Origin of the sequence: Pseudoalteromonas sp. SG43-3, from assembly GCF_014164385.1 — a bacterium.
Classification (GTDB): Bacteria; Pseudomonadota; Gammaproteobacteria; order Enterobacterales; family Alteromonadaceae; genus Pseudoalteromonas; species Pseudoalteromonas distincta.
In genome coordinates, this window is sequence record NZ_JACJFC010000021.1 from 18256 (window position 1) to 37516 (window position 19261).

The 19261-nt window shown below is 39.7% G+C and carries 17 protein-coding genes; 4 read left to right on the top strand and 13 right to left on the bottom strand.

Annotated features, from left to right (window positions below; genetic code table 11):
- Position 1: 1 nt before the first annotated feature.
- The 10 genes from ribE to H5157_RS16990 all read right to left on the bottom strand — a co-directional run bounded on the left by ribE (position 2) and on the right by H5157_RS16990 (position 11160).
- Positions 2 to 466 carry a 6,7-dimethyl-8-ribityllumazine synthase gene (ribE, locus tag H5157_RS16945; RefSeq protein ID WP_002961753.1) on the bottom strand — a complete coding sequence of 155 codons (465 nt, stop codon included), beginning with the start codon at positions 464 to 466 and terminating at the stop codon, positions 2 to 4.
- A 100-nt stretch (positions 467 to 566) separates the two neighbouring features.
- Positions 567 to 1679 carry a bifunctional 3,4-dihydroxy-2-butanone-4-phosphate synthase/GTP cyclohydrolase II gene (gene ribBA / locus H5157_RS16950; RefSeq protein ID WP_024603846.1) on the bottom strand — a complete coding sequence of 371 codons (1113 nt, stop codon included), beginning with the start codon at positions 1677 to 1679 and terminating at the stop codon, positions 567 to 569.
- A gap of 29 nt (positions 1680 to 1708) precedes the next feature.
- Complete coding sequence (locus H5157_RS16955; protein WP_024596291.1) at positions 1709 to 2362, bottom strand: riboflavin synthase; 654 nt, start codon at positions 2360 to 2362, stop codon at positions 1709 to 1711.
- 16 nt (positions 2363 to 2378) lie between these two features.
- Positions 2379 to 3512 carry a bifunctional diaminohydroxyphosphoribosylaminopyrimidine deaminase/5-amino-6-(5-phosphoribosylamino)uracil reductase RibD gene (gene ribD / locus H5157_RS16960; protein ID WP_024596292.1) on the bottom strand — a complete coding sequence of 378 codons (1134 nt, stop codon included), beginning with the start codon at positions 3510 to 3512 and terminating at the stop codon, positions 2379 to 2381.
- A gap of 2 nt (positions 3513 to 3514) precedes the next feature.
- Positions 3515 to 3964 (bottom strand): transcriptional regulator NrdR, encoded by a 450-nt coding sequence (nrdR, locus tag H5157_RS16965; RefSeq protein ID WP_002961761.1) that lies wholly within the window; start codon positions 3962 to 3964, stop codon positions 3515 to 3517.
- A 415-nt stretch (positions 3965 to 4379) separates the two neighbouring features.
- Positions 4380 to 5636: a serine hydroxymethyltransferase gene (glyA, locus tag H5157_RS16970; RefSeq protein ID WP_002961763.1), complete on the bottom strand. Its 1257-nt coding sequence runs from the start codon at positions 5634 to 5636 to the stop codon at positions 4380 to 4382.
- A 269-nt stretch (positions 5637 to 5905) separates the two neighbouring features.
- Positions 5906 to 7189, bottom strand: a complete 1284-nt coding sequence (thrC, locus tag H5157_RS16975; protein ID WP_182725127.1) for a threonine synthase — start codon at positions 7187 to 7189, stop codon at positions 5906 to 5908.
- A gap of 11 nt (positions 7190 to 7200) precedes the next feature.
- On the bottom strand, positions 7201 to 8136 hold the full coding sequence (thrB, locus tag H5157_RS16980; protein ID WP_024596294.1) for a homoserine kinase: 936 nt from the start codon (positions 8134 to 8136) through the stop codon (positions 7201 to 7203).
- Positions 8137 to 8145: 9 nt separating this feature from the next.
- A complete protein-coding gene (thrA, locus tag H5157_RS16985) occupies positions 8146 to 10563 on the bottom strand; it encodes a bifunctional aspartate kinase/homoserine dehydrogenase I (protein WP_182725128.1) in 2418 nt (805 codons plus the stop codon).
- 228 nt (positions 10564 to 10791) lie between these two features.
- Positions 10792 to 11160, bottom strand: coding sequence for a response regulator (locus tag H5157_RS16990; RefSeq protein WP_024596295.1), 369 nt, complete (start codon positions 11158 to 11160; stop codon positions 10792 to 10794).
- Between the two features lie 355 nt (positions 11161 to 11515).
- Between H5157_RS16990 and H5157_RS16995 the strand changes: the two genes are divergently transcribed.
- Both H5157_RS16995 and rdgC read left to right on the top strand, forming a co-directional pair.
- A complete protein-coding gene (locus tag H5157_RS16995) occupies positions 11516 to 13285 on the top strand; it encodes a sensor histidine kinase (protein ID WP_182725129.1) in 1770 nt (589 codons plus the stop codon).
- Positions 13286 to 13746: 461 nt separating this feature from the next.
- Positions 13747 to 14664: a recombination-associated protein RdgC gene (gene rdgC, locus H5157_RS17000; protein WP_002962662.1), complete on the top strand. Its 918-nt coding sequence runs from the start codon at positions 13747 to 13749 to the stop codon at positions 14662 to 14664.
- Positions 14665 to 15018: 354 nt separating this feature from the next.
- On the opposite strand, the gene H5157_RS17005 is transcribed toward rdgC, so the two are convergent.
- On the bottom strand, positions 15019 to 15255 hold the full coding sequence (locus H5157_RS17005; RefSeq protein WP_002962663.1) for a YgjV family protein: 237 nt from the start codon (positions 15253 to 15255) through the stop codon (positions 15019 to 15021).
- Positions 15256 to 15542: 287 nt separating this feature from the next.
- On the opposite strand from H5157_RS17005, the gene H5157_RS17010 reads away from it, so the two are divergent.
- Positions 15543 to 16199 carry a Crp/Fnr family transcriptional regulator gene (locus H5157_RS17010; RefSeq protein WP_002962665.1) on the top strand — a complete coding sequence of 219 codons (657 nt, stop codon included), beginning with the start codon at positions 15543 to 15545 and terminating at the stop codon, positions 16197 to 16199.
- A gap of 65 nt (positions 16200 to 16264) precedes the next feature.
- Here H5157_RS17010 and H5157_RS17015 read toward each other — a convergent pair whose 3' ends face one another.
- Positions 16265 to 16831, bottom strand: a complete 567-nt coding sequence (locus tag H5157_RS17015; protein ID WP_002962666.1) for a phosphoribosyltransferase — start codon at positions 16829 to 16831, stop codon at positions 16265 to 16267.
- A gap of 183 nt (positions 16832 to 17014) precedes the next feature.
- The gene (gene pepB / locus H5157_RS17020) at positions 17015 to 18310 is read right to left on the bottom strand and encodes an aminopeptidase PepB (protein ID WP_002962668.1); all 1296 of its coding nucleotides are present in this window, start codon (positions 18308 to 18310) and stop codon (positions 17015 to 17017) included.
- A 123-nt stretch (positions 18311 to 18433) separates the two neighbouring features.
- On the opposite strand from pepB, the gene sfsA reads away from it, so the two are divergent.
- Entirely contained in the window at positions 18434 to 19153 is a 720-nt protein-coding gene (sfsA, locus tag H5157_RS17025; protein ID WP_182725130.1) for a DNA/RNA nuclease SfsA, read from the top strand.
- The last annotated feature ends 108 nt before the right edge of the window (positions 19154 to 19261 follow it).

The following is a 19261-nucleotide window of genomic DNA, read 5'->3' on the forward strand; positions in this document are numbered from 1 at the left end:
CTTAAATTTTATCTAACACATTAACCATTTCAAGCGCGCCTAAAGCAGCTTCGCCGCCTTTATTGCCCATTTTGGTGCCAGCACGCTCAATTGCTTGTTCAATGCTTTCTGTGGTTAATACGCCAAATGCAACCGGGATATCATACTCAAGTGATACTTGCGCAAGACCTTTGTTTGATTCGCCAGCAACTAGGTCAAAGTGTGGTGTACCACCTCTGATCACTACGCCTAATGCGATGATTGCATCATACTCTTTTTTTGCCGCAACGCGTTTAGCCGCTAAAGGTAATTCTACCGCGCCTGGCACATAAATAACGGTAATGTCGTCATCTGATACGCCACCTGTGCGTTTTAGCTCATCAACAGCACCTGCAAGGAGGCTGCTACCAATAAAGTCATTAAAACGAGAAATGACAATGGCAAATTTTTTGCCTGGAGCGTACTTATTACCTTCAATAATTTTCATTTGATAACCCTAAAAATAAGTTCAAGCGGTTGCGATTGCGCAAAAATTGCTGCGCATCATACCATAAAAATAAAATAATAGCCTAGTTTAAGCGTGATGCTTATTGTGGCTCAACGTAATCAACAACTTCTAAATGAAAGCCCGAAAGTGCATGGTACTTTTTAGGGCGACTCATTAATCGCATTTGTTTAATTCCAAGATCGGCAAGTATTTGCGAACCTACGCCAACAGTACGAGATGTACCTTTGAATTTACGTGGCGTAACGCTTTCGCCAGCATCAGCTGCTGCAAATGCTTTCACAGTTGCCTCTAACTCTTCAGTGCTTTCTTGCTTACCTAAAATAACTAAAGCACCTTCATTTTTAGCGATATAAGCCATTGCTTCAGAAAGGCCCCAGCTACGGTCAGCACTTCTGTCTGAAAGTAGAATATCGTTAAAGGTACTTTGTAAATGTACACGTACATTTGTCGGCTCTTGATCTTTTATATCGCCTTTGAGCAATACGTAATGTAATTGGCCGTCAATTGTGTCTTTGTAAGTAACTAAATCAAATTCACCATGAACAGTTGGTAACTTACATTTTGCTACTTGCTCAATTGTTGTTTCGTTTAAGTTGCGGTATTCGATTAAATCAGCAATGGTGCCAATTTTAATATCGTGCTCTTTCGCAAAAACTTCTAAATCAGGGCGACGTGCCATAGTGCCGTCAGCATTAAGTATTTCAACAATAACAGATGATGCTTCAAGTCCAGCTAAACGCGCTAAATCACAGCCAGCTTCAGTGTGTCCTGCGCGAGTTAATACGCCACCAGGTTGCGCCATAATAGGAAAAATATGTCCAGGCTGAACAATATCACTTGGGACTGCGCCTTTAGCTATAGCCGCTTGCACTGTACGCGCTCTATCTGCTGCTGAAATACCGGTTGTAACACCTTTTGATGCTTCTATCGACATTGTAAAGTTAGTCGAAAATGCTGCACCATTGTTTTTAACCATTAACGGTAAATCAAGTTGCTCGCAACGCTCTTGCGTCATGGTTAAACAAATTAAACCACGGCCATGGGTAGCCATGAAATTAATCGCTTCTGCGCTAATATGCTCAGCAGCTATTATTAAATCGCCTTCGTTTTCTCTATCTTCATCATCCATTAAAATAACCATTTTACCGGCTTTAATATCGTCGATGATTTCTTGCGCGCTGTGTAAATTCATAAATTTGCTCGTGTAAGTTGTCAGTTTCGTTATTTAATAAAACCCGCTTTAGCGAGTAAGCTCATCGAAATATCAGAGCCCGTTGGTTGCTCTGCACCCTTTATAAGGCGCTCTAAATAACGTGCAATTTGATCGACTTCTAAATTAACTTGGGTACCTACTTTAAAATGAGCAATTGTGGTTTGCTCACTCGTGTGTGGGACAATTGTTAATTTGAATTTATTACCCTCTACAGCGTTTACTGTCAGGCTTATACCATCAATACATACCGAACCTTTGTACGGAATGTATTTCATTAAATTTTCGTCAGTTGTAAGCCAATATTCTGTTGCTCTGGCGTTTGCTGTAATACTTGTAATTGTTGCGATACCATCAACATGGCCAGACACTAAATGACCGCCTAAACGAGAAACAGGTTGCATGGCTTTTTCAAGATTCACCGTTTGTCCTAAAGCATAGTGAGCAAAACCGGTCAAACTAATCGTCTCATTAGATAAATCCGCACTAAAACCATCAATATGTTTATCAACTACAGTTAAGCAAACACCATTAGTTGCAATGCTGTCACCTAACTTTACGTCTGTCATATCAAGATCAGTACTTTGGATACGAATGGCTAAGTCGCCTTGTTTTTTTTGTAATAAAGCAATTTTGCCTGTGGCTTCTATTATCCCAGTAAACATAGCACTACTCTTTTTATTAAGTGATTTTAATGAGTTTTGACGCGGTGATACGTAAATCGTCACCAATGCGCGCACATTCATTAAATGTTAAATCAACGGTGTTTTGCATACTCGTCAATTCAGGAAAATTAACTAAACTTTTTGCATCATGGCCCATTAGTTTAGGCGCTAAATAAAAAACAAACTCGTCAACTAAATTAAGCTCTGTCATTTTACCAGCAAGTGTTGCGCCAGCTTCAAGCCAAACATTATTAAACTGCAGTTGCCCAAGTTTTTCTAAAACGGCTTGTAAATCAACTTTACCGTTACTTTCACTGACTTCAATATGCTTTACAAAATGCGGCCATTGCAATGATTTATCAACCTTAGTCGTAAATATTATTACATCACTTTGGATTTCAAATAAAGCAAGGTCAGGTGTTAAACGGTTTTGAGAGTCAATTATAACACGCACGGGCTGGCGAAGCGGCAAATCAGTAGGCAGTGTGCAAGGCAGCTCACTTAGTCGCACATTAAGTTTAGCATCGTCTACTAGCACTGTATCGGCACCGGTTAAAATAGCGCAGCTTTTCGCTCGGTATAATTGTACGTCTTGTCGAGCAGCAGGGCTTGTGATCCACTTACTTTGCCCATTTTTAAGCGCTGTTTTACCATCAATACTCGCTGCCATTTTGCAAATCACATAAGGTAAGCCTTGTTCCATACGCTTAAAAAAGCCAACGTTAAGTGCGCGAGCTTGTGATTCGAGTAACCCGTAAGCAACGTCAATACCCGCGTCGCTCAGTATTTTAAGGCCTTTGCCAGCAACTTGTGGATTTGTATCAACCATAGCAGCAATTACTTTTACCACACCGGCAGCTTTTAAGCCTTCGGCGCACGGTGGCGTACGGCCATAATGACTACACGGTTCAAGCGTTACATAAGCCGTTGCACCTTGTGCATTTTTTCCAGCGACAGCCAGTGCATTTACTTCTGCATGACCTTGACCAGCTAATTGATGGAACCCCTCACCAATTATTTGATTATTTTTAACTAAAACACAGCCAACATTAGGGTTAGGTGTGGTAGTAAACCGACCTTTTTTGGCAAGCTCTATGGCGCGTGCCATATACATTTCATCATGTTCAGTAAAAGGAACTTGGCTTTGCATTGTTACTCCCCTAAGCGGGCAATTTCTTCGCCAAATTCGCGTATATCTTCAAACGAGCGATAAACAGAGGCAAATCTTACATACGCTACTTTATCGAGCTTTTTGAGGGCTTCCATAATGCATTCACCCACCAAATGACTTGAAATTTCTCGCTCACCCGTTGCGCGTAGTTGCGATTTTATTATATTCACTACTTCGTCTACTTGCTCTGTGCTCACTGGACGTTTTTCGAGTGCGCGATTTAAGCCATTTAATAATTTATCTTCGTTAAATGGTTCGCGGCTGCCGTCTTGTTTAATAACACGAGGCATAACCAGTTCAGCGCCTTCAAATGTAGTAAAGCGCTCATGGCAGTCGTTGCACTCACGGCGCCGGCGAACTTGATGGCCTCCACCAACAAGGCGTGAGTCAATAACTTTAGTATCTTTTGCGGTACAAAATGGACAATGCATAGCTCGGTACTTCCGTTTTAAAACAAAAAAGGCCGCTATTTAGCGGCCTTTAATCTTAGCAAAAAAATAGGGTCTGTTGACCTTTCAGGATTAAATTTGTTCTATCTAGGGGCGATTTAATCGCGGCGCGAGGTTTGTAACCTAGTGGGCTAAGTATAAATCGAGCAAAGCTTCCGCGTCCTGCTCACGCCCCTTACCTACATCCATGTAGGCAACAAAGAGCAAATCGCCCCTAGGACGAACCCGAGGGCAGTGCATGTTTGGCATTTATGCTGCGTTATCGCCTATTTGTGTGGAGTAACCACACTACATAGACTCTGCCTTGCCTAAAAACCAAACATACTACTGCAAATTAAACCTCGAAAGATAAACAGGCCCCTAGCCTATGTGATCTAAATTACTGCTGCTTATGCAATTAAGCGTATACAGGTAATTTTGCACAAATTGCTTTAACTTTTTCTTTAACTTGCGCCTGTACAGATTCATCAGTGATGTTATCTAGTACGTCACAAATCCAGCCAGCAAGCTCTTTTGATTCTTCTTCTTTGAAACCACGACGAGTGATTGCAGGAGAACCAATACGCAAACCAGATGTTACAAACGGAGAACGTGGATCGTTTGGCACTGAGTTTTTGTTAACTGTGATGTTAGCGTTACCAAGGGCTGCATCTGCATCTTTACCAGTAATATCTTTATCGATTAAATCGAGTAGGAATAAGTGGTTTTCAGTTTTGTCAGATACGATTTTGTAGCCGCGCTCTTGCATTACAGCAACCATTGCTTTTGCGTTTTTAACAACTTGTGTTTGGTATACTTTAAATTCTGGTTGAAGCGCTTCTTTAAATGCCACTGCTTTTGCTGCAATAACATGACATAAAGGACCACCTTGGCCACCAGGGAAAACTGCGCTGTTAAGCTTTTTATAGATTGCTTCATCGCCACATGCAGAGATAATTAAACCACCACGAGGACCAGCAAGTGTTTTATGCGTAGTTGTAGTTACAACATGTGCATGAGGAACTGGGCTTGGGTAAACGCCTGCCGCAATTAAACCTGCAACGTGAGCCATATCAACAAACAGGTAAGCACCTACTTTGTCAGCAATTTCACGGAATTTAGCCCAATCAACAATACCTGAGTACGCTGAGAAACCACCAATAATCATTTTTGGTTTATGCTCAAGTGCTAGTGCTTCAACCTGTGCGTAATCAATTTCGCCCGTTGTTTCATCTAGTCCGTATTGAATTGCATTGTAAAGCTTACCAGAGAAGCTTACGTGTGATCCGTGAGTTAAGTGACCACCATGAGCTAAGCTCATACCAAGTACAGTGTCGCCTGCTTCTAATAGCGCTAGAAAAACAGCAGCATTAGCTTGCGAACCAGCATGTGGTTGTACGTTTGCGTAGTCAGAACCAAATAACTCGTTAGCACGGTCAATTGCTAATTGCTCAACAACATCAACGTGCTCACAACCGCCATAATAACGTTTGCCAGGGTAACCTTCTGCGTATTTATTTGTAAGCTGTGAACCCTGCGCTTCTAGTACGCGTGGGCTACAGTAGTTTTCTGAAGCGATTAGTTCAATGTGCTCTTCTTGGCGAGCAGTTTCTTTGTTTATCGCGTCAAATAACTCTGGATCAAAATCCGAAATATTCATGCTACGTTCTAACATTGGGGTCTCCTAGGGCAACGTGTATGGTGTTTTTTAGAGGCTTTATTGTACGCTTTAAACGACTCTTTGCCTACGCTCTTAAGTTGAGGATATTTAAACAGGGATTGAAACTATTTCACAGACTTTTTAAGATGATATTTTCTTATAAAACCATAACGATTTTAAATGAATGCTATTTCCTACATTTAATTAGTAAATGCAACTCACTAGATTTAAAAGCCTAAAGTTATAAAAAAAGGCGGCTTAACCGCCTTTTTGAATTAATTAACTTAGCCAAGTTTAGCAAGTATTTCTGTACGTAATGCGTCGTAATCGGCCTTTATATCGCTTGCTAGGCATGGTTTTGCTAGTGCGTCGCTAAGTCGTTTTGGCATACCTAATTCAATATTTAAAATACCCTCTACGCTTTCTTTAAACTTAGCAGGGTGAGCTGTGGCTAAAAAGATGCCCGCTGCACCAGGCGCTCGATTTTCAACAAGACCTTGGTACGCAATAGCAGTGTGAGGCTCTGCAACATAACCCGTTTGTTGAATTTTTTTCATCACCGATTGCGTGTCTTCCTCGTTTACGCTAGTTGAATAAAAATTATCGTAGCTAAACCAGTTATTATCTAACATTGTTTGCACACGCGGCCAGTTGTTTGGCTTACTTACATCCATTGCATTTGAAAGCGACTCAAGTGTTGCGTTTGGCGTCCAGGTTTTATCAAGCATAAAGCGCGGCACAGTATCATTTTGGTTGGTTGTTGCACTTAATTTACCTACAGGTAAGCCAATAACCGCACCAATCATTGCAGCACATACATTACCAAAGTTGCCACTTGGCACTGATATATGCGCTGTTGCGCGTTTTTCTTTTGGTAGTTGTGCAATGGCCTCAAAGTAATAACAAACCTGAGCAACTAAACGGCTAATATTAATTGAATTAGCAGAATTAAGCCCAAGTGTTGATTTAACTTCTTCATCTAAAAAGGCATTTTTAACCAACTCTTGGCAATCATCAAAACTGCCATCAACTGCGTAACAATGAATATTGTTACCTAACGTAGTAAATAGCTTTTGCTGAGCAAGTGAAATTTTGCCTTTAGGATATAAGATGACAACATCGATATTCGGCTTGTTATAAAAAGCATGTGCAACGGCTGCACCAGTATCGCCCGATGTTGCGGTTAAAATAGTTACTTTTTCATCTTTATTAAATTGCGCTAAACACTCAGCCATAAAGCGACCACCAAAGTCTTTAAACGCAAGCGTAGGACCATGAAACAACTCTAAGCAGTATGTATTCTCTTCAACTTCCACCAGCTTAACTGGAAAGTTAAATGCATTTTTAACCATTTGTGCCACAGTGTCGCTAGGCAGCTCATCACCAATTAGGTGAGATAATATTTTGCCACTGCGTGTAACAAAGTCCATATCAAGCAAAGCATCAACATCGGACAGTGGGGCAAGGGATTCAGGGAAGAACACACCTTGATTACGACCCAAACCTGTTTTTACGGCTTCAACGAACGACACTTTTTGTGAGCTATCTTTTAAATTATGTAATTGCATGACTACCTATCCTATAAAACTGTTAATTGACGCGTGCCGTCGTTATCTAATTTACAAATGTGGCAAAAGCCTTGCTCGTTAATGTAATTTGCCTCTAACCACTGCGCGCATTGCTTTGCAGCTTCAAGTGTTTTACATACACTAAACAAGGTAGGTCCTGCGCCCGAAATACTCACTATTTCAGCGCCCAACGCTGGTAAGCTTGCTTTGGCTTCACTAAAACCTTTAATAAGCGGTGCGCGGTAAGGTTCTGCTATTTCATCTTTCATTATGCTCAGTGCATCGTCAAAACGATTAGTCAACAGTAAGCTACTAAATGCCGATAAACGCTGTGCAAACTCAACACTTGCATGCATGCTCAACTCTTTTGGTAAAACCGAGCGCGCTTTAGCAGTGTTGAGTGAAAAACCAGGGAACGCAGCAACGTAGTACCAATTTTCATCAACAGGCAGTGCAATCGATTTATCAGGGATTAAATCACCTGTTAATTGCAAACCACCTAAATAGCATGGCGTGATGTTGTCGTAATGACGACCACCGCTCACTACAGCTTCAAAGTCAGCCATAAGCTCAATAAGCTCAACCTGACTTAAGTTAGTTTGCGCAAACTTATCAAGGGCAGCAAAGGTAGCCACGACCGAGCATGCACTAGAACCAAGTCCAGATCCAATTGGTAAATTCTTTTTAAGCTCGAGCTTTACGCTTGGCATATCAGGCGCAACATGCGCTCTAAAATGTACTAAACACTGGTACGCTAAGTTTTCATTCGCATCACTTGGTAACTTGTGAGCGTAGTCGCCAGTACAAATAAATTCGTCACTTGGTGCTGCACTTACAACAGCTACATCGCCTAATAAACTACCATCAATTGGCGCAAGCGCTGCGCCAAGTGCATCAAAACCCACTGCAAAATTACCAATAGACGCCGGAGCATATACTTCAATCATAACGAGCTCCTAGCGCGATAGTGTTTTTAAAATATCAGCAAATACACCCGCTGCTGTTACTTCAGAGCCGGCACCATAACCACGAATTACAAACGGACGTGGCTGGTAGTATTGGCTTAAAATAGCAAGCGCGTTTTCGCCATCGCGAATTACATTAAGCGCATGCTTTTCATCAACAGCCTCAATACCTACTTTACAGTGACCTTCTTTAATTGTACCTACATAACGAAGTACCTTTCCTTCGCTCGCAGCACTTTGAATGCGGTCATTAAAATCAGCATCTAGGCTTGGTAGTTTTGCCATAAACTCATCAACGCTATCACCTTGTGCAAAACCTTGTGGTAATACTGACTCAACTTCAATATCGCTTAGCTCCAACTTCATACCGGCTTCGCGAGCAATGATCAGTAACTTACGTGCTACATCGGTACCCGATAAATCATCACGAGGATCTGGCTCAGTAAAACCGCTTTCTTTAGCTTTAATAGTTGCCTCAGAAAGTGATAAACCATCTTGAAGTGCACCAAACATATACGAAAGTGAGCCTGATAAAATACCGCTAAACTCTAGTAACTCATCACCGGCACCAAATAATGACTGCAAGTTATCGATTACTGGTAAACCTGCACCAACGTTAGTTTCGTATAAAAATTTACGATTATTCTTTTGCGTAGCAGCTATTAAATCTTGGTAATACGTGTATGAGCTTGTTGTCGCTTTTTTATTAGCTGCAACCACATGAAAACCTGCATTTAAAAAGTCTACATACTGCGCAGCAAGTGCATCTGAAGATGTACAATCTACTAATACCGGATTCACTAAGTGGTTTTGCTTAACAAATTGCTCTACTAATTTTAAATCAAATGCTTGCTCAGATGAGGCCAATTTTTGCTGCCAATCACTAAAAGCGATGCCTTCGTTATCAAGGTGTAATTGACGAGAGTTAGCAACACCATACAAGTTAAGTTTAATATTACGCTTTTCAAGCCAAGCTTGCTGACGTTCAAGCTGATTAATAAGCTCTTGCCCTACTAAGCCACAACCTAGTAAAAACACATCAATTGACGGCACATGCGTGAAAAAGTTTTCATGGCATATTTTTACAGCGTCATTACATAACTCACCATCAATTACCGCAGAAATAGCACTTTCTGTAGAATCCTGTGCAATTGCCACAATATTTACTTGCGCTTGTGCAAGCGATGCAAAAAACTTAGCCGCTAAGCCTCGGTGTGCGCGCATGTTGTCGCCCACTAAAGTAACAATGGCTAAATTACGTTGTACTTGTACAGGCTCAATAAGCCCTGCTTGTAATTCAAGCTCAAATGCAGTTTGTAGCGCATCGAGTGCAAGTGCTAGGTCTGTTTCGTGCACACAAAAACTAATACTAAATTCACATGATGATTGCGTGATCAATACAATTGATACGTTATCGTGAGCAAGCGCGTTAAATACCTTAGACGCCATGCCTACTTTACCTTTCATGCCTGGGCCTGAAACAGTTAACATTGCAAGGTCTTGTAAGCTAGAAAGCGCTTTTACGGGCTCATCAGATGAATAATCGTTACCAATTAATGAGCCTTGTGCGTCTGGGTTATGCGTATTTTTAATTTCACATGGCACGCCTGCTTTAGCACACGGTAAAATTGTTTTTGGGTGAAGTACTTTTGCACCAAAGTAAGAAAGCTCCATCGCTTCTTTATAAGATAAAAAATCTACTTTAGTGGCTTTTTTAATATAGCGAGGATCAGCGCTATATACGCCATCAACGTCAGTCCAAATTTGGCAAATCTCAGCTTCTAAACATGCCGCAGCAATAGCTGCTGAGTAATCTGAGCCATTACGGCCAAGCGTTGTAAGCTCACCTTTATCATTACTCGCCGTAAAACCAGGCATAATATAAATAGTTGCAGGGCTTTCTTTAAGCACAGCTTGAAAGCGAGCTTTACTTGCCACTAAATCAGCTTCTGCATCAATGTAGCCACCTGTTGAAGCAATACAGCTTGTTGCTTCTAAGTACCTTGCATCTTGTGAGCTCAATAAAGCCTGCATTAAAGAAACGCTAACGCGCTCTCCAAAGCTAATTACAAATGCGCGAACTTGATCAGGGCAACACTGTATAAGCGACACGCCATCTAATTTATTTTTAAGTTCCCTTAGGTCTGGCCAGCTTGTAACTACTACGCCACTTTTTTCAACGTCAGCTTTTAAGCCCTCACAACGACTCGCTAATGCTTGCCATTGCTGCGAAAAATCTAAGCCTTGCTCTGCAGCACTTGCAAGTGCAACTAGCGAATCGGTCATTCCACCTGGAGCAGAAAGCACCAATAACATTTCATCTTTTAACTGTGCTTTAACTAACTGAGCTACCTGTTGTAAGCATGCATAATCGGCAAGTGAAGACCCACCAAATTTTAAAACTCGCATTGTTTATGTTCCTCATCCCATAAAACGAAAAAAGGCCTGTGTTCTAAGTGAACACAGGCCTTTAAATTTGTTGCACCGACCTATGCCACTATCCAGTAAGAATGATGGTTGTAATAATAATGGTCAGTACGCGATTAATTGTTTTCATATGTTAAGACTGCCTTAACAAAGGCTATGCTGTCAACCCTAAATTAAAAGATAAAACAGCCTTTTTTAACATGAAAAAACCTAATGAATGCCAAATTTATGCAATATTTCATTCAAGCTTGATTTATTAATAGGTTTATCAATAAAATCAATTGCGCCAAGTTGGGCGACTCGTTGCTTCATTTTCTCCTGTATATCAGCAGAAATAACCAACACAAAGCACTCTATTTTTTCTGTTTTTATAGTTTCAAGTACTTGTATACCATCAACCTCTGGCATGGTGAGGTCTAGGCACAGTAAATCAAAGTTTTGTGCTCTTAAAAGATCGAGGGCGTTTGCTCCATTTATAGCTTGTTGTATATCTGCGTCTATACACTCATTTAAACACCGCACGACTTGTTTACGAGCAACAGCAGAATCATCACAGACTAATATCGAAAATTTCATCATGTTTACTACTACACAACCATCAAAGTTATTAAAAGACCATCTTTCTTTGCACTCAGGACACTTTAACACGCATCTAAATACTTAGCGCATTAATAATTCAATGCAATGATAAATATAGAATTAACTCATTTAAATATGATTAACGAAACTAAATTCTAATCAAACTTACAAAACTTAACGTCTAACAAATTTACTAATTCATAGCTGAGTTTAATTACATTAATACTACATACCGACTTAATTCGATTTATCTTATTAAATTTTAACTTTTTTATTTATTTTTAGAGGTTTATTGACTAACTTTTAAATTACAATAGTAACGTTACAAAAATAACAAAGGATGAACAAGTCACTCATGTTACAAAAAAGCCTTTCTAAGAAGCTGCTAACAAGCGTTTTATCCGTTTATTTTTTGCTTACCTTCGTAGTGACTTGCGGACAGGTGCTTGCTGAATATCTCAATACTAAAGACTATATACGTGATGAATTAAGTACATTACAAAAAACCTTTAGTCGTAGCTTAACACGTGCAATTTGGGAGCTTAATACCAAGCAAACAATTACAACAGCAGAAGGTTTACTCGCCATTCCCATGATTGAAGGGATTATTGTTCGAGACGACAGCGGCGAAATTATTTCACAGTTAGGGCGCTCGCTCGACATACATAAGCTATATAACCAACAGTTAGTACAAGAAGAAGCTATTTTAGAAGACGCGAAATCCGGTCTGTTTGGTTACACCTTTCCACTTATTTTTGAATTTTCTGGCCGTGCTACCCAAGTGGGCGACGTTACCTTGTTCTCTAGCCGAGAAGTTGTTTTAAGCCGAATTATGGTATCAATCTACTTTTTGATTGGTAATGCGATGATTAAAACTACCTTTTTAATCATTTTATTTTTAATGGCATTTAGAAAGCTTCTTACAGATCCCTTAGCTGAGCTTACTGAGCAACTAGAAAACCTAGAATTAGATGAGCTAGAAGGACAACACATAGAAATAGAAACAGAGGAGCATAACGAACTAAAAGTAATGGAGCAGTCGTTTAACAAACTAATAGATAAAGTGGTTCAGTACAGAAAAGAGCTTGAGCACACCCAAAAAGAACTTATTATTAGTAACGAAAAGCTCGATCATCACAACATACAACTTGAGCAAGACGTAGCCCGTAAAACATCAAACTTAAGCCAAGCAATGATGGAATTACAACAGCAAAAATACGAACTTGAGAAGCAAAAAATTGTGCTCACTGAAGAAATAGACTTACGCCGCAGCACAGAGCAAGAGCTAATTACAAAACAAACTGAATCTCAGCGTTATATAGAGGAATTAAGCCTTGCACAGGAACGTTTATTGGGCACAGAGAAGATGGCCGCACTAGGCGGGCTTGTGGCGGGTATTACGCATGATATTAACACCCCTATTGGGATAGGTGTAACGGCAATATCGTTTTTGCAAGAACGCTTAAATAAACTCGAAAGTGCTTATAGTGAAAAAACACTTTCACCAAAAGCACTAGAAGAATTTATTAACGAAGCAAAACAAAGTACAAGCTTGTTAACCACTAACTTAGATAGAGCCTCAGAGCTTATTGCTAGCTTTAAGCAAATAGCGGTCGATCAGGCCAGTGAAGCTGTAAGAACTATTAACTTTAAAGATTACACTAACGAAGTAATACGCTCACTGCATCCAAAACTAAAAAAGACATCCCATACAGTAAAATTAGAATGCCCTGATGATTTAGTTTTAAATTTACCGGCAGGCGCCATCAGCCAAATTTTTACTAACTTAATTATGAATTCACTCATTCATGGCTTTGAAGGTAAAAGCAACGGTGTGATGGATATCAAAATAAGCGCAGATGACACTAACTTAACGATTGATTACAAAGATGACGGTAACGGAGTTACCAGTGAGCAATTGAAAAAATTGTTTGACCCATTCTTTACGACTAAACGCGATGAGGGCGGAAGCGGATTAGGTACCCATATAATGTTTAACTTAGTTAAACAAACTCTTAGTGGATCTATTGATGCAACGAGTGAACCTGGTAAAGGTCTGCGTTACTATATTCAATTTCCAAAGAACATGGCTAAGCCAATGCCTATTTTTGATAAATATGAATAAAAAAGTATAGGCATTAAATTATTAGGGCGTGTTGTTCTTTGGTGGTTGAATTTGCAGCAATATGTTTGGTTTTTAGGCAAGGCAGAGCCTATGTAGTGTGGTTATTCCCCATAAGTAGGCGATAACGCAGCATAAATACCAAACATGCGCTGCCCTTTGAGCTCGATCTAGGGACGATTAACTCTTTGTTGCCTACATGGATGTAGGTAAGGGGCGTGAGCAGGACGCGGAAGCTTTGCTCGGTTTTTACTTATTCTTACATGGATGTAAGCCAGTAGAATAACGCAGGAGCAGTTACCGAGCCCACTAGGTTACAAACCTAGCGCCGCGATTTAATCTTCCTTGGATTGAACAAATTTCAATCCATAAAGTTCAACACGCCCTAGTAACAAATCAGTCATTTCGAGATGCTGTTTTTATTGCTATGATTGGACAAATTTTTCAAATGGATCAATTCCCCTATGTGGTTTAGTAACCTTATTTGTTACCGCTTTAAGCAAGACGTTTCATACACCCAAGAAGATTTTGATAAAGCATTAGAGCAAGATTTATTTCGCCCATGTACTGGTCAAGAGCTTGCAACATTTGGTTGGACGAAAGCGTTTGGAAAGCATGGCGAAACACTATCGCATTTTTCTCAAAAAAGTATTTTAGTTTGCGCAAAACGTGAAGAAAAAGTACTCCCAGCTTCTGTTATCAACGAACTAGTTGCTGAGAAAATTGATCAGATAGAAGCCGAAGAAAACCGCCCTGTTAAAAAGAAAGAAAAAGACGAATTAAAAGAAAACATTCTTCATACTCTTCTACCCCAGGCATTTAAAAAGTCGAGCTTACAATTTGCCTTTATTGACCAAGAAAATGGCTGGGTGGTTGTAAATAGTGGCAGCTTTAATAAAGCTGAAGAGCTACTCGCACTACTTCGTAAATCGTTAGGAACGCTCCCAGTTGTACCTGCGTTTGCTAACTACGACCTAGATGTATTCTTAACTGATTGGTTAACTAACTTTAGTACACCAGAAGGCTTTGCTATTGGCTCTGACGCTGAGCTTGAAGAAGCTGACGACAGCGGTGCACAAGTAAAACTAAAAGGCCATGATCTGGCATGTGATGAGGTTAAATCGCACTTAGAAAGTGGTAAACGCGTAACTAAACTGGCACTTGATTGGCAAGAACGCCTTAAGTTTATGCTGCAAAACGATGGCTCTATCAAGCGTTTAAGTTACTCTGAAACTCTAAAAGAAGAGAACGCAGATATTCCTAAAGAAGATATGGCTTTAAAACTTGATGCTGACTTTATTTTAGCTTCTGAGGAAATAAAGCAATTACTTGAAGAACTAACCGCTGGCTTAGGTGACGTTGAAGATTTAGAAAAAGCGTAAATACCACAACCTACATAAATATTTAAGCGCTTTGAAGCATTTAATAGATTCATATATAAGCAGGTTGGTATAACAGACAAAAATCCGATAGCAGTTTACTGCTATCGGATTTTTTAATGGAATTTTTAGAAGCACTTATTTATATATTTGTTATCCGCGAACAGAATTTAGCTAACGTTCGGCGTATTAAAACCTAAGGTAATCATCTTTCAAGTAAGAGCTTACAGCAAGGTTCAAAGGAAAGTTATGTAGAGTGATATGAGATTATCTGTATTCACTTCAAGCCGGAATGCACAAAAACTGAAGTTTTGATTTTAATTGAAATCATTAACTTATTTGTGCAGATAACTTATTTTAGCTTTTAGCGTCTTCAACTTTAGGTTGGCGATATATTTTTATAATGTGGTATAAATTTACAAGCGACAATAAGCCGTTGGTAAAAATAACAGGTACTGCGCCAATGGCAACACCGTATGCAGTAAATACAATACAACCAAACATGTTATACCAACGCAGTTTTACTACATCTGTCATTGTTAACGATGCAACCAATAAAGCTGATGCAATATAGCCTAAATATTCCCAACTCAATTGTTCTCTCCTAGCCTTTAGGTTAGCATTACATGTACTGCTAACTTATGGCACTTATAAGTATTGCAAAGTTACAACAAAATAAAAAAGCTAACTTGCTTAAAAACCTGAAAAAGTTTGCCGGAAAATACCAGCAAATTCTTAAATCATTACACGGGAAATGAAGGTAAAATAATACTATTAGCAAAGCTAATAATATTAGTAGCAAGTTAGCGTAAATTCTTAGTGTCTTAATGCTAACGTCATTAAGATGTAATAAATAGGACAAATGTCCGAAGAGCACATTGATGTTTCAATACCATTTTTCTAGTTACCTTGTTGATCAGCTTTTAACCTTTGCCGGTAGTAGCTATCAACAATCAAAAAAAGAAGTTCTGATCCATCAAGATCAGCCTTTAAGCAAGCTTGTGCTTGTACGCAGTGGCACTGTGTCGTTTAGTTACGACGTAGGTAATGGACGACGCCTGCTGTTAGGACAATTGGATTGTAACAACACCCTTATTGGTGAAATAGAAGCGCTAAATAATAATCCGTGTATTTATACGGTAACGTGCTTTAGCGATGTAACTTATAATCTTATTGAATTAAGACATTGGCGTGCTCTGCTGCTTGAAAAACCAGAACTGAGTTTATACACCGCACAAACTATTGCGGCTAAATTTCAGGAAAACCAAAAAATCAATTTAGATAAACTACTACTACCATTGAGCTACAACATAGCCAAAGATTGCTTACTAAGGGCCGAGAACAACAACCCTACGCTACTTAGAGCCTATCCAACTGTAAATGCTGAAGCCGAACGCTTTGCTACCACTGAGCGAGCTTACAGACGTGTTGTTACAGAACTTGTCGAAAAAGGCTTGGTACTTAGAAGTAACGATGGCTTACAAGCAGTCGATATACCAAAGCTAAGTGAATACGTAGATAGCTTTGCTCAACTTTAAGTTATTTAAAATTTACCCATAAAAAAAGGCCTTAACGGCCTTTTTTTATTTATACAAATTACTGATTACTTCTCTAGCAAAATGTCATGAATTTTCACAAGATCAGATTTACCTGCAATAATTTCATCCGGTGTTAAACCCGATAGTTCATGCGGGAACACTAACCACTCTTCAGACTCATGAATATAATAATCTGGAACAGTGTCTACTTTTGAGTTTTTTGGCTTGTAGTACGGACATGCAATACGAATATCACGTGGCAAGTTTAAGCGCATAAGCTCTGAAAGCTTTTCTTTTAATGCAACAATACTACGACCAGAGTCAAATACATCATCAACAATTAATAATGAGTCGCCTGCATTTGCGTTCTCAACAATGTAATGCAAACCGTGGACTTTAATTTCTTTAGATTGTTTACCAATACCGTAATAAGACGATGTACGTACTGCAATGTGGTCAGTCTCAATGCCTTTATAATCGTAATATTCTTGAACAGCAATACCGATCGGTGCACCACCTCGCCAAATACCAATAATAAAATCAGGACGAAAGCCATCTTGGTATACTTGTGCCGCTACGCGGAACGAATCTTCAAGCAGCTGTTGAGCTGTGATGTAGCACTTATCTGACATAATTAGAAACCCCAGTGGTGGATATAAGATTTGAGCGCAGCTTAGAGTTAAGCAAAAATTAAACTCAAACAGGTATTGGCGACGGATTTTACCGCAAATGAAATAAAATTGCTTGCCTGTAAATTAAAAAATAGGCACCCAAAGGTGCCTATTTTTAGTGTAAAAAGCATAATTTAGTAAATATTATGCTTTTTCTTGTAGGGTACGAGCAACCGTACGCATACCTTGAGTTGTTGCGCCCGCTGCCCATTGGCTTGTACTGCCCATGTTAAAAGCAGCAGCTAAATCTATGTGCACCCAGCCTTTGCCATCGTTTGGTACAAAGCGTGATAAAAAGCCTGCAGCATTCGATGCACCGCCGTAACCGCCACCCTTTTGTGCACGGCTATTTGCCGTATCAGCATAAGGAGATGGGCAGTTTTGTTGATGCCATTTTTCAAGAGGAAGTGGCCAAGCAGCTTCCATTTCTTGAGATGCAAAACTTTCAACTTCACGTGCAAGTTCTTTATCAAGTGCAAATAATGCATTGTACTCTTGGCCAACAGCAACAAGCGCTGCTCCAGTTAGCGTTGCTGCATCAATGATAAGTGGAGCGCCAGTCTCTCCTGCTGCCATTAAGCCATCAGCAAGTACTAAGCGACCTTCAGCATCCGTGTTTACAATTTCAACTGTTGTGCCATTTTTATAAGTAAGAATGTCACCTAATTTGTATGCATGACCTGAAATTAAGTTTTCAGCACAACATAAAAACAGCTTAATACGTTTTTCAATACCACGGTTAATAGCCAATGCTAAACCTGCTGTTACTGTTGCAGCGCCGCCCATGTCGCACTTCATACCAAGCATACCTTCGCTTGATTTAATTGAGTAACCACCTGAGTCAAACGTAATACCTTTACCTACAAGCGCAGCACTTACTGGTGCATTTTCGTCGCCTGTTGGGTTGTAATCAAGCTCAAGCAATACTGGTGGGCGAACACTACCGCGACCAACTGCATGAATACCAATCCACTGTTGTTCTAGTAACGCATCACCTTTAATAATTTGGTAACTTACATGTTCAGGCGCTAATGATTGAATAAACTCGGCTGCTTTTTCAGCTAGGCTTTCTGGGTATATGTCATCGGCAGTACCGTTAACCATTTCACGTGCCCAAATTGCTGACGTTTTTAAGTGAGCAAGTTCTTTAATATCTGATTGTGCGTTATCAACAAACTCAACACCGTTTAATGATTTTGGTGTTACGAAGCCTTGGTAAAAAGCCCACTGGCTTTCTGTACACCAAGTATCACCTGCTAATTCAACATTTTTAACGCCTTGGCTTGCAATAGTACGGCCTGCTTTTTGAACATTTTTTAATGTGTCTTGCTCAGATAAATGAACAGTTGCACCGCGCTCGTTAAAAGACAATGACGCATTATCGCCCCAATGACTCGCTGCTGCTTGTTCGCTTAGTTGAACAACAAATTTTTCACTCATGTTAGAATTCCCTTGCACTTAAATGTGCCACCGAGTTTACTATAGAGCGCTTAAGTTCCCAACAGCTTGAGATAAATAACATAAATCGCACTGCTGAGCAGTGTTTACGCTTTGGAAGTTATTATGAAGTACACGCCAGCGCTGCAACCAGCCATATTATTAAAGCGCTACAAACGCTTTTTAGCTGATTTACAATTAAGTGATGGCAGCGAATTTACCGCCCACTGTGCAAATACAGGTAAAATGACGGGATGCGCTGAGCCAGGCTTTACTGCTTTTTATTCAACAAGCGATAACGCAAAACGAAAATACCCGCATTCATTAGAACTTACGCAAAATAACTTATCGCAGCTTATTTGTGTAAATACAGCGGTGGCTAATAAAGTAGTTGAAGAAGCAATAAACAATAATGTGATAAGCGAGCTACTCGACTACAGTCAATTGCAAAGCGAAGTTAAGTACGGCAGCGAAAACAGTCGTATCGACTTTTTACTCACAGACGAAAATAAGCCCAATTGTTATGTAGAAGTTAAATCAGTCACATTATTAAGCGAAGATACACCACAAAGCGGGCAAGGCTACTTTCCTGATGCGCAAACACTGCGTGGACAAAAACATATCCGCGAACTAATAGAAATGATCGAACAAGGCCACCGAGCAGTATTACTGTTCGCTGTTTTGCATGAGGGAATAAATACCGTAAGTGCAGCTGCGCATATTGATAAAAAATACGCCACGTTATTAAACCAAGCAATAATAGCCGGTGTTGAAGTATTAGCATACAAAGCCAAAATTTCAGCTAATGGAGTCTTACTTCATAAAAGAATAGCATTTATAGAATAGTGTAATAAACCAACGGATTGAACTAAGCGTAATTTACAAAGTACTCCAATTATAGAAAGTGGTAAAAAGTGAATTATTAAAATTAACTTGTTTTTAAAGCTTTTGCCC

Coding starts and splice junctions, on each gene's coding strand:
- ribBA (WP_024603846.1), bottom strand. CDS start 1,679: ATGAATTTACACAGCGCGCAAGAAATCATCGACGATATTAAAGCCGGT.
- H5157_RS16995 (WP_182725129.1), top strand. CDS start 11,516: ATGTTACAAAAAAGCCTTTCTAAGAAGCTGCTAACAAGCGTTTTATCC.
- H5157_RS17015 (WP_002962666.1), bottom strand. CDS start 16,831: ATGTCAGATAAGTGCTACATCACAGCTCAACAGCTGCTTGAAGATTCG.
- thrC (WP_182725127.1), bottom strand. CDS start 7,189: ATGCAATTACATAATTTAAAAGATAGCTCACAAAAAGTGTCGTTCGTT.
- H5157_RS17010 (WP_002962665.1), top strand. CDS start 15,543: ATGTTTCAATACCATTTTTCTAGTTACCTTGTTGATCAGCTTTTAACC.
- H5157_RS16990 (WP_024596295.1), bottom strand. CDS start 11,160: ATGATGAAATTTTCGATATTAGTCTGTGATGATTCTGCTGTTGCTCGT.
- pepB (WP_002962668.1), bottom strand. CDS start 18,310: ATGAGTGAAAAATTTGTTGTTCAACTAAGCGAACAAGCAGCAGCGAGT.
- ribD (WP_024596292.1), bottom strand. CDS start 3,512: ATGCAAAGCCAAGTTCCTTTTACTGAACATGATGAAATGTATATGGCA.
- thrB (WP_024596294.1), bottom strand. CDS start 8,136: ATGATTGAAGTATATGCTCCGGCGTCTATTGGTAATTTTGCAGTGGGT.
- thrA (WP_182725128.1), bottom strand. CDS start 10,563: ATGCGAGTTTTAAAATTTGGTGGGTCTTCACTTGCCGATTATGCATGC.
- ribE (WP_002961753.1), bottom strand. CDS start 466: ATGAAAATTATTGAAGGTAATAAGTACGCTCCAGGCAAAAAATTTGCC.
- nrdR (WP_002961761.1), bottom strand. CDS start 3,964: ATGCATTGTCCATTTTGTACCGCAAAAGATACTAAAGTTATTGACTCA.
- H5157_RS16955 (WP_024596291.1), bottom strand. CDS start 2,362: ATGTTTACTGGGATAATAGAAGCCACAGGCAAAATTGCTTTATTACAA.
- rdgC (WP_002962662.1), top strand. CDS start 13,747: ATGTGGTTTAGTAACCTTATTTGTTACCGCTTTAAGCAAGACGTTTCA.
- glyA (WP_002961763.1), bottom strand. CDS start 5,636: ATGTTAGAACGTAGCATGAATATTTCGGATTTTGATCCAGAGTTATTT.
- sfsA (WP_182725130.1), top strand. CDS start 18,434: ATGAAGTACACGCCAGCGCTGCAACCAGCCATATTATTAAAGCGCTAC.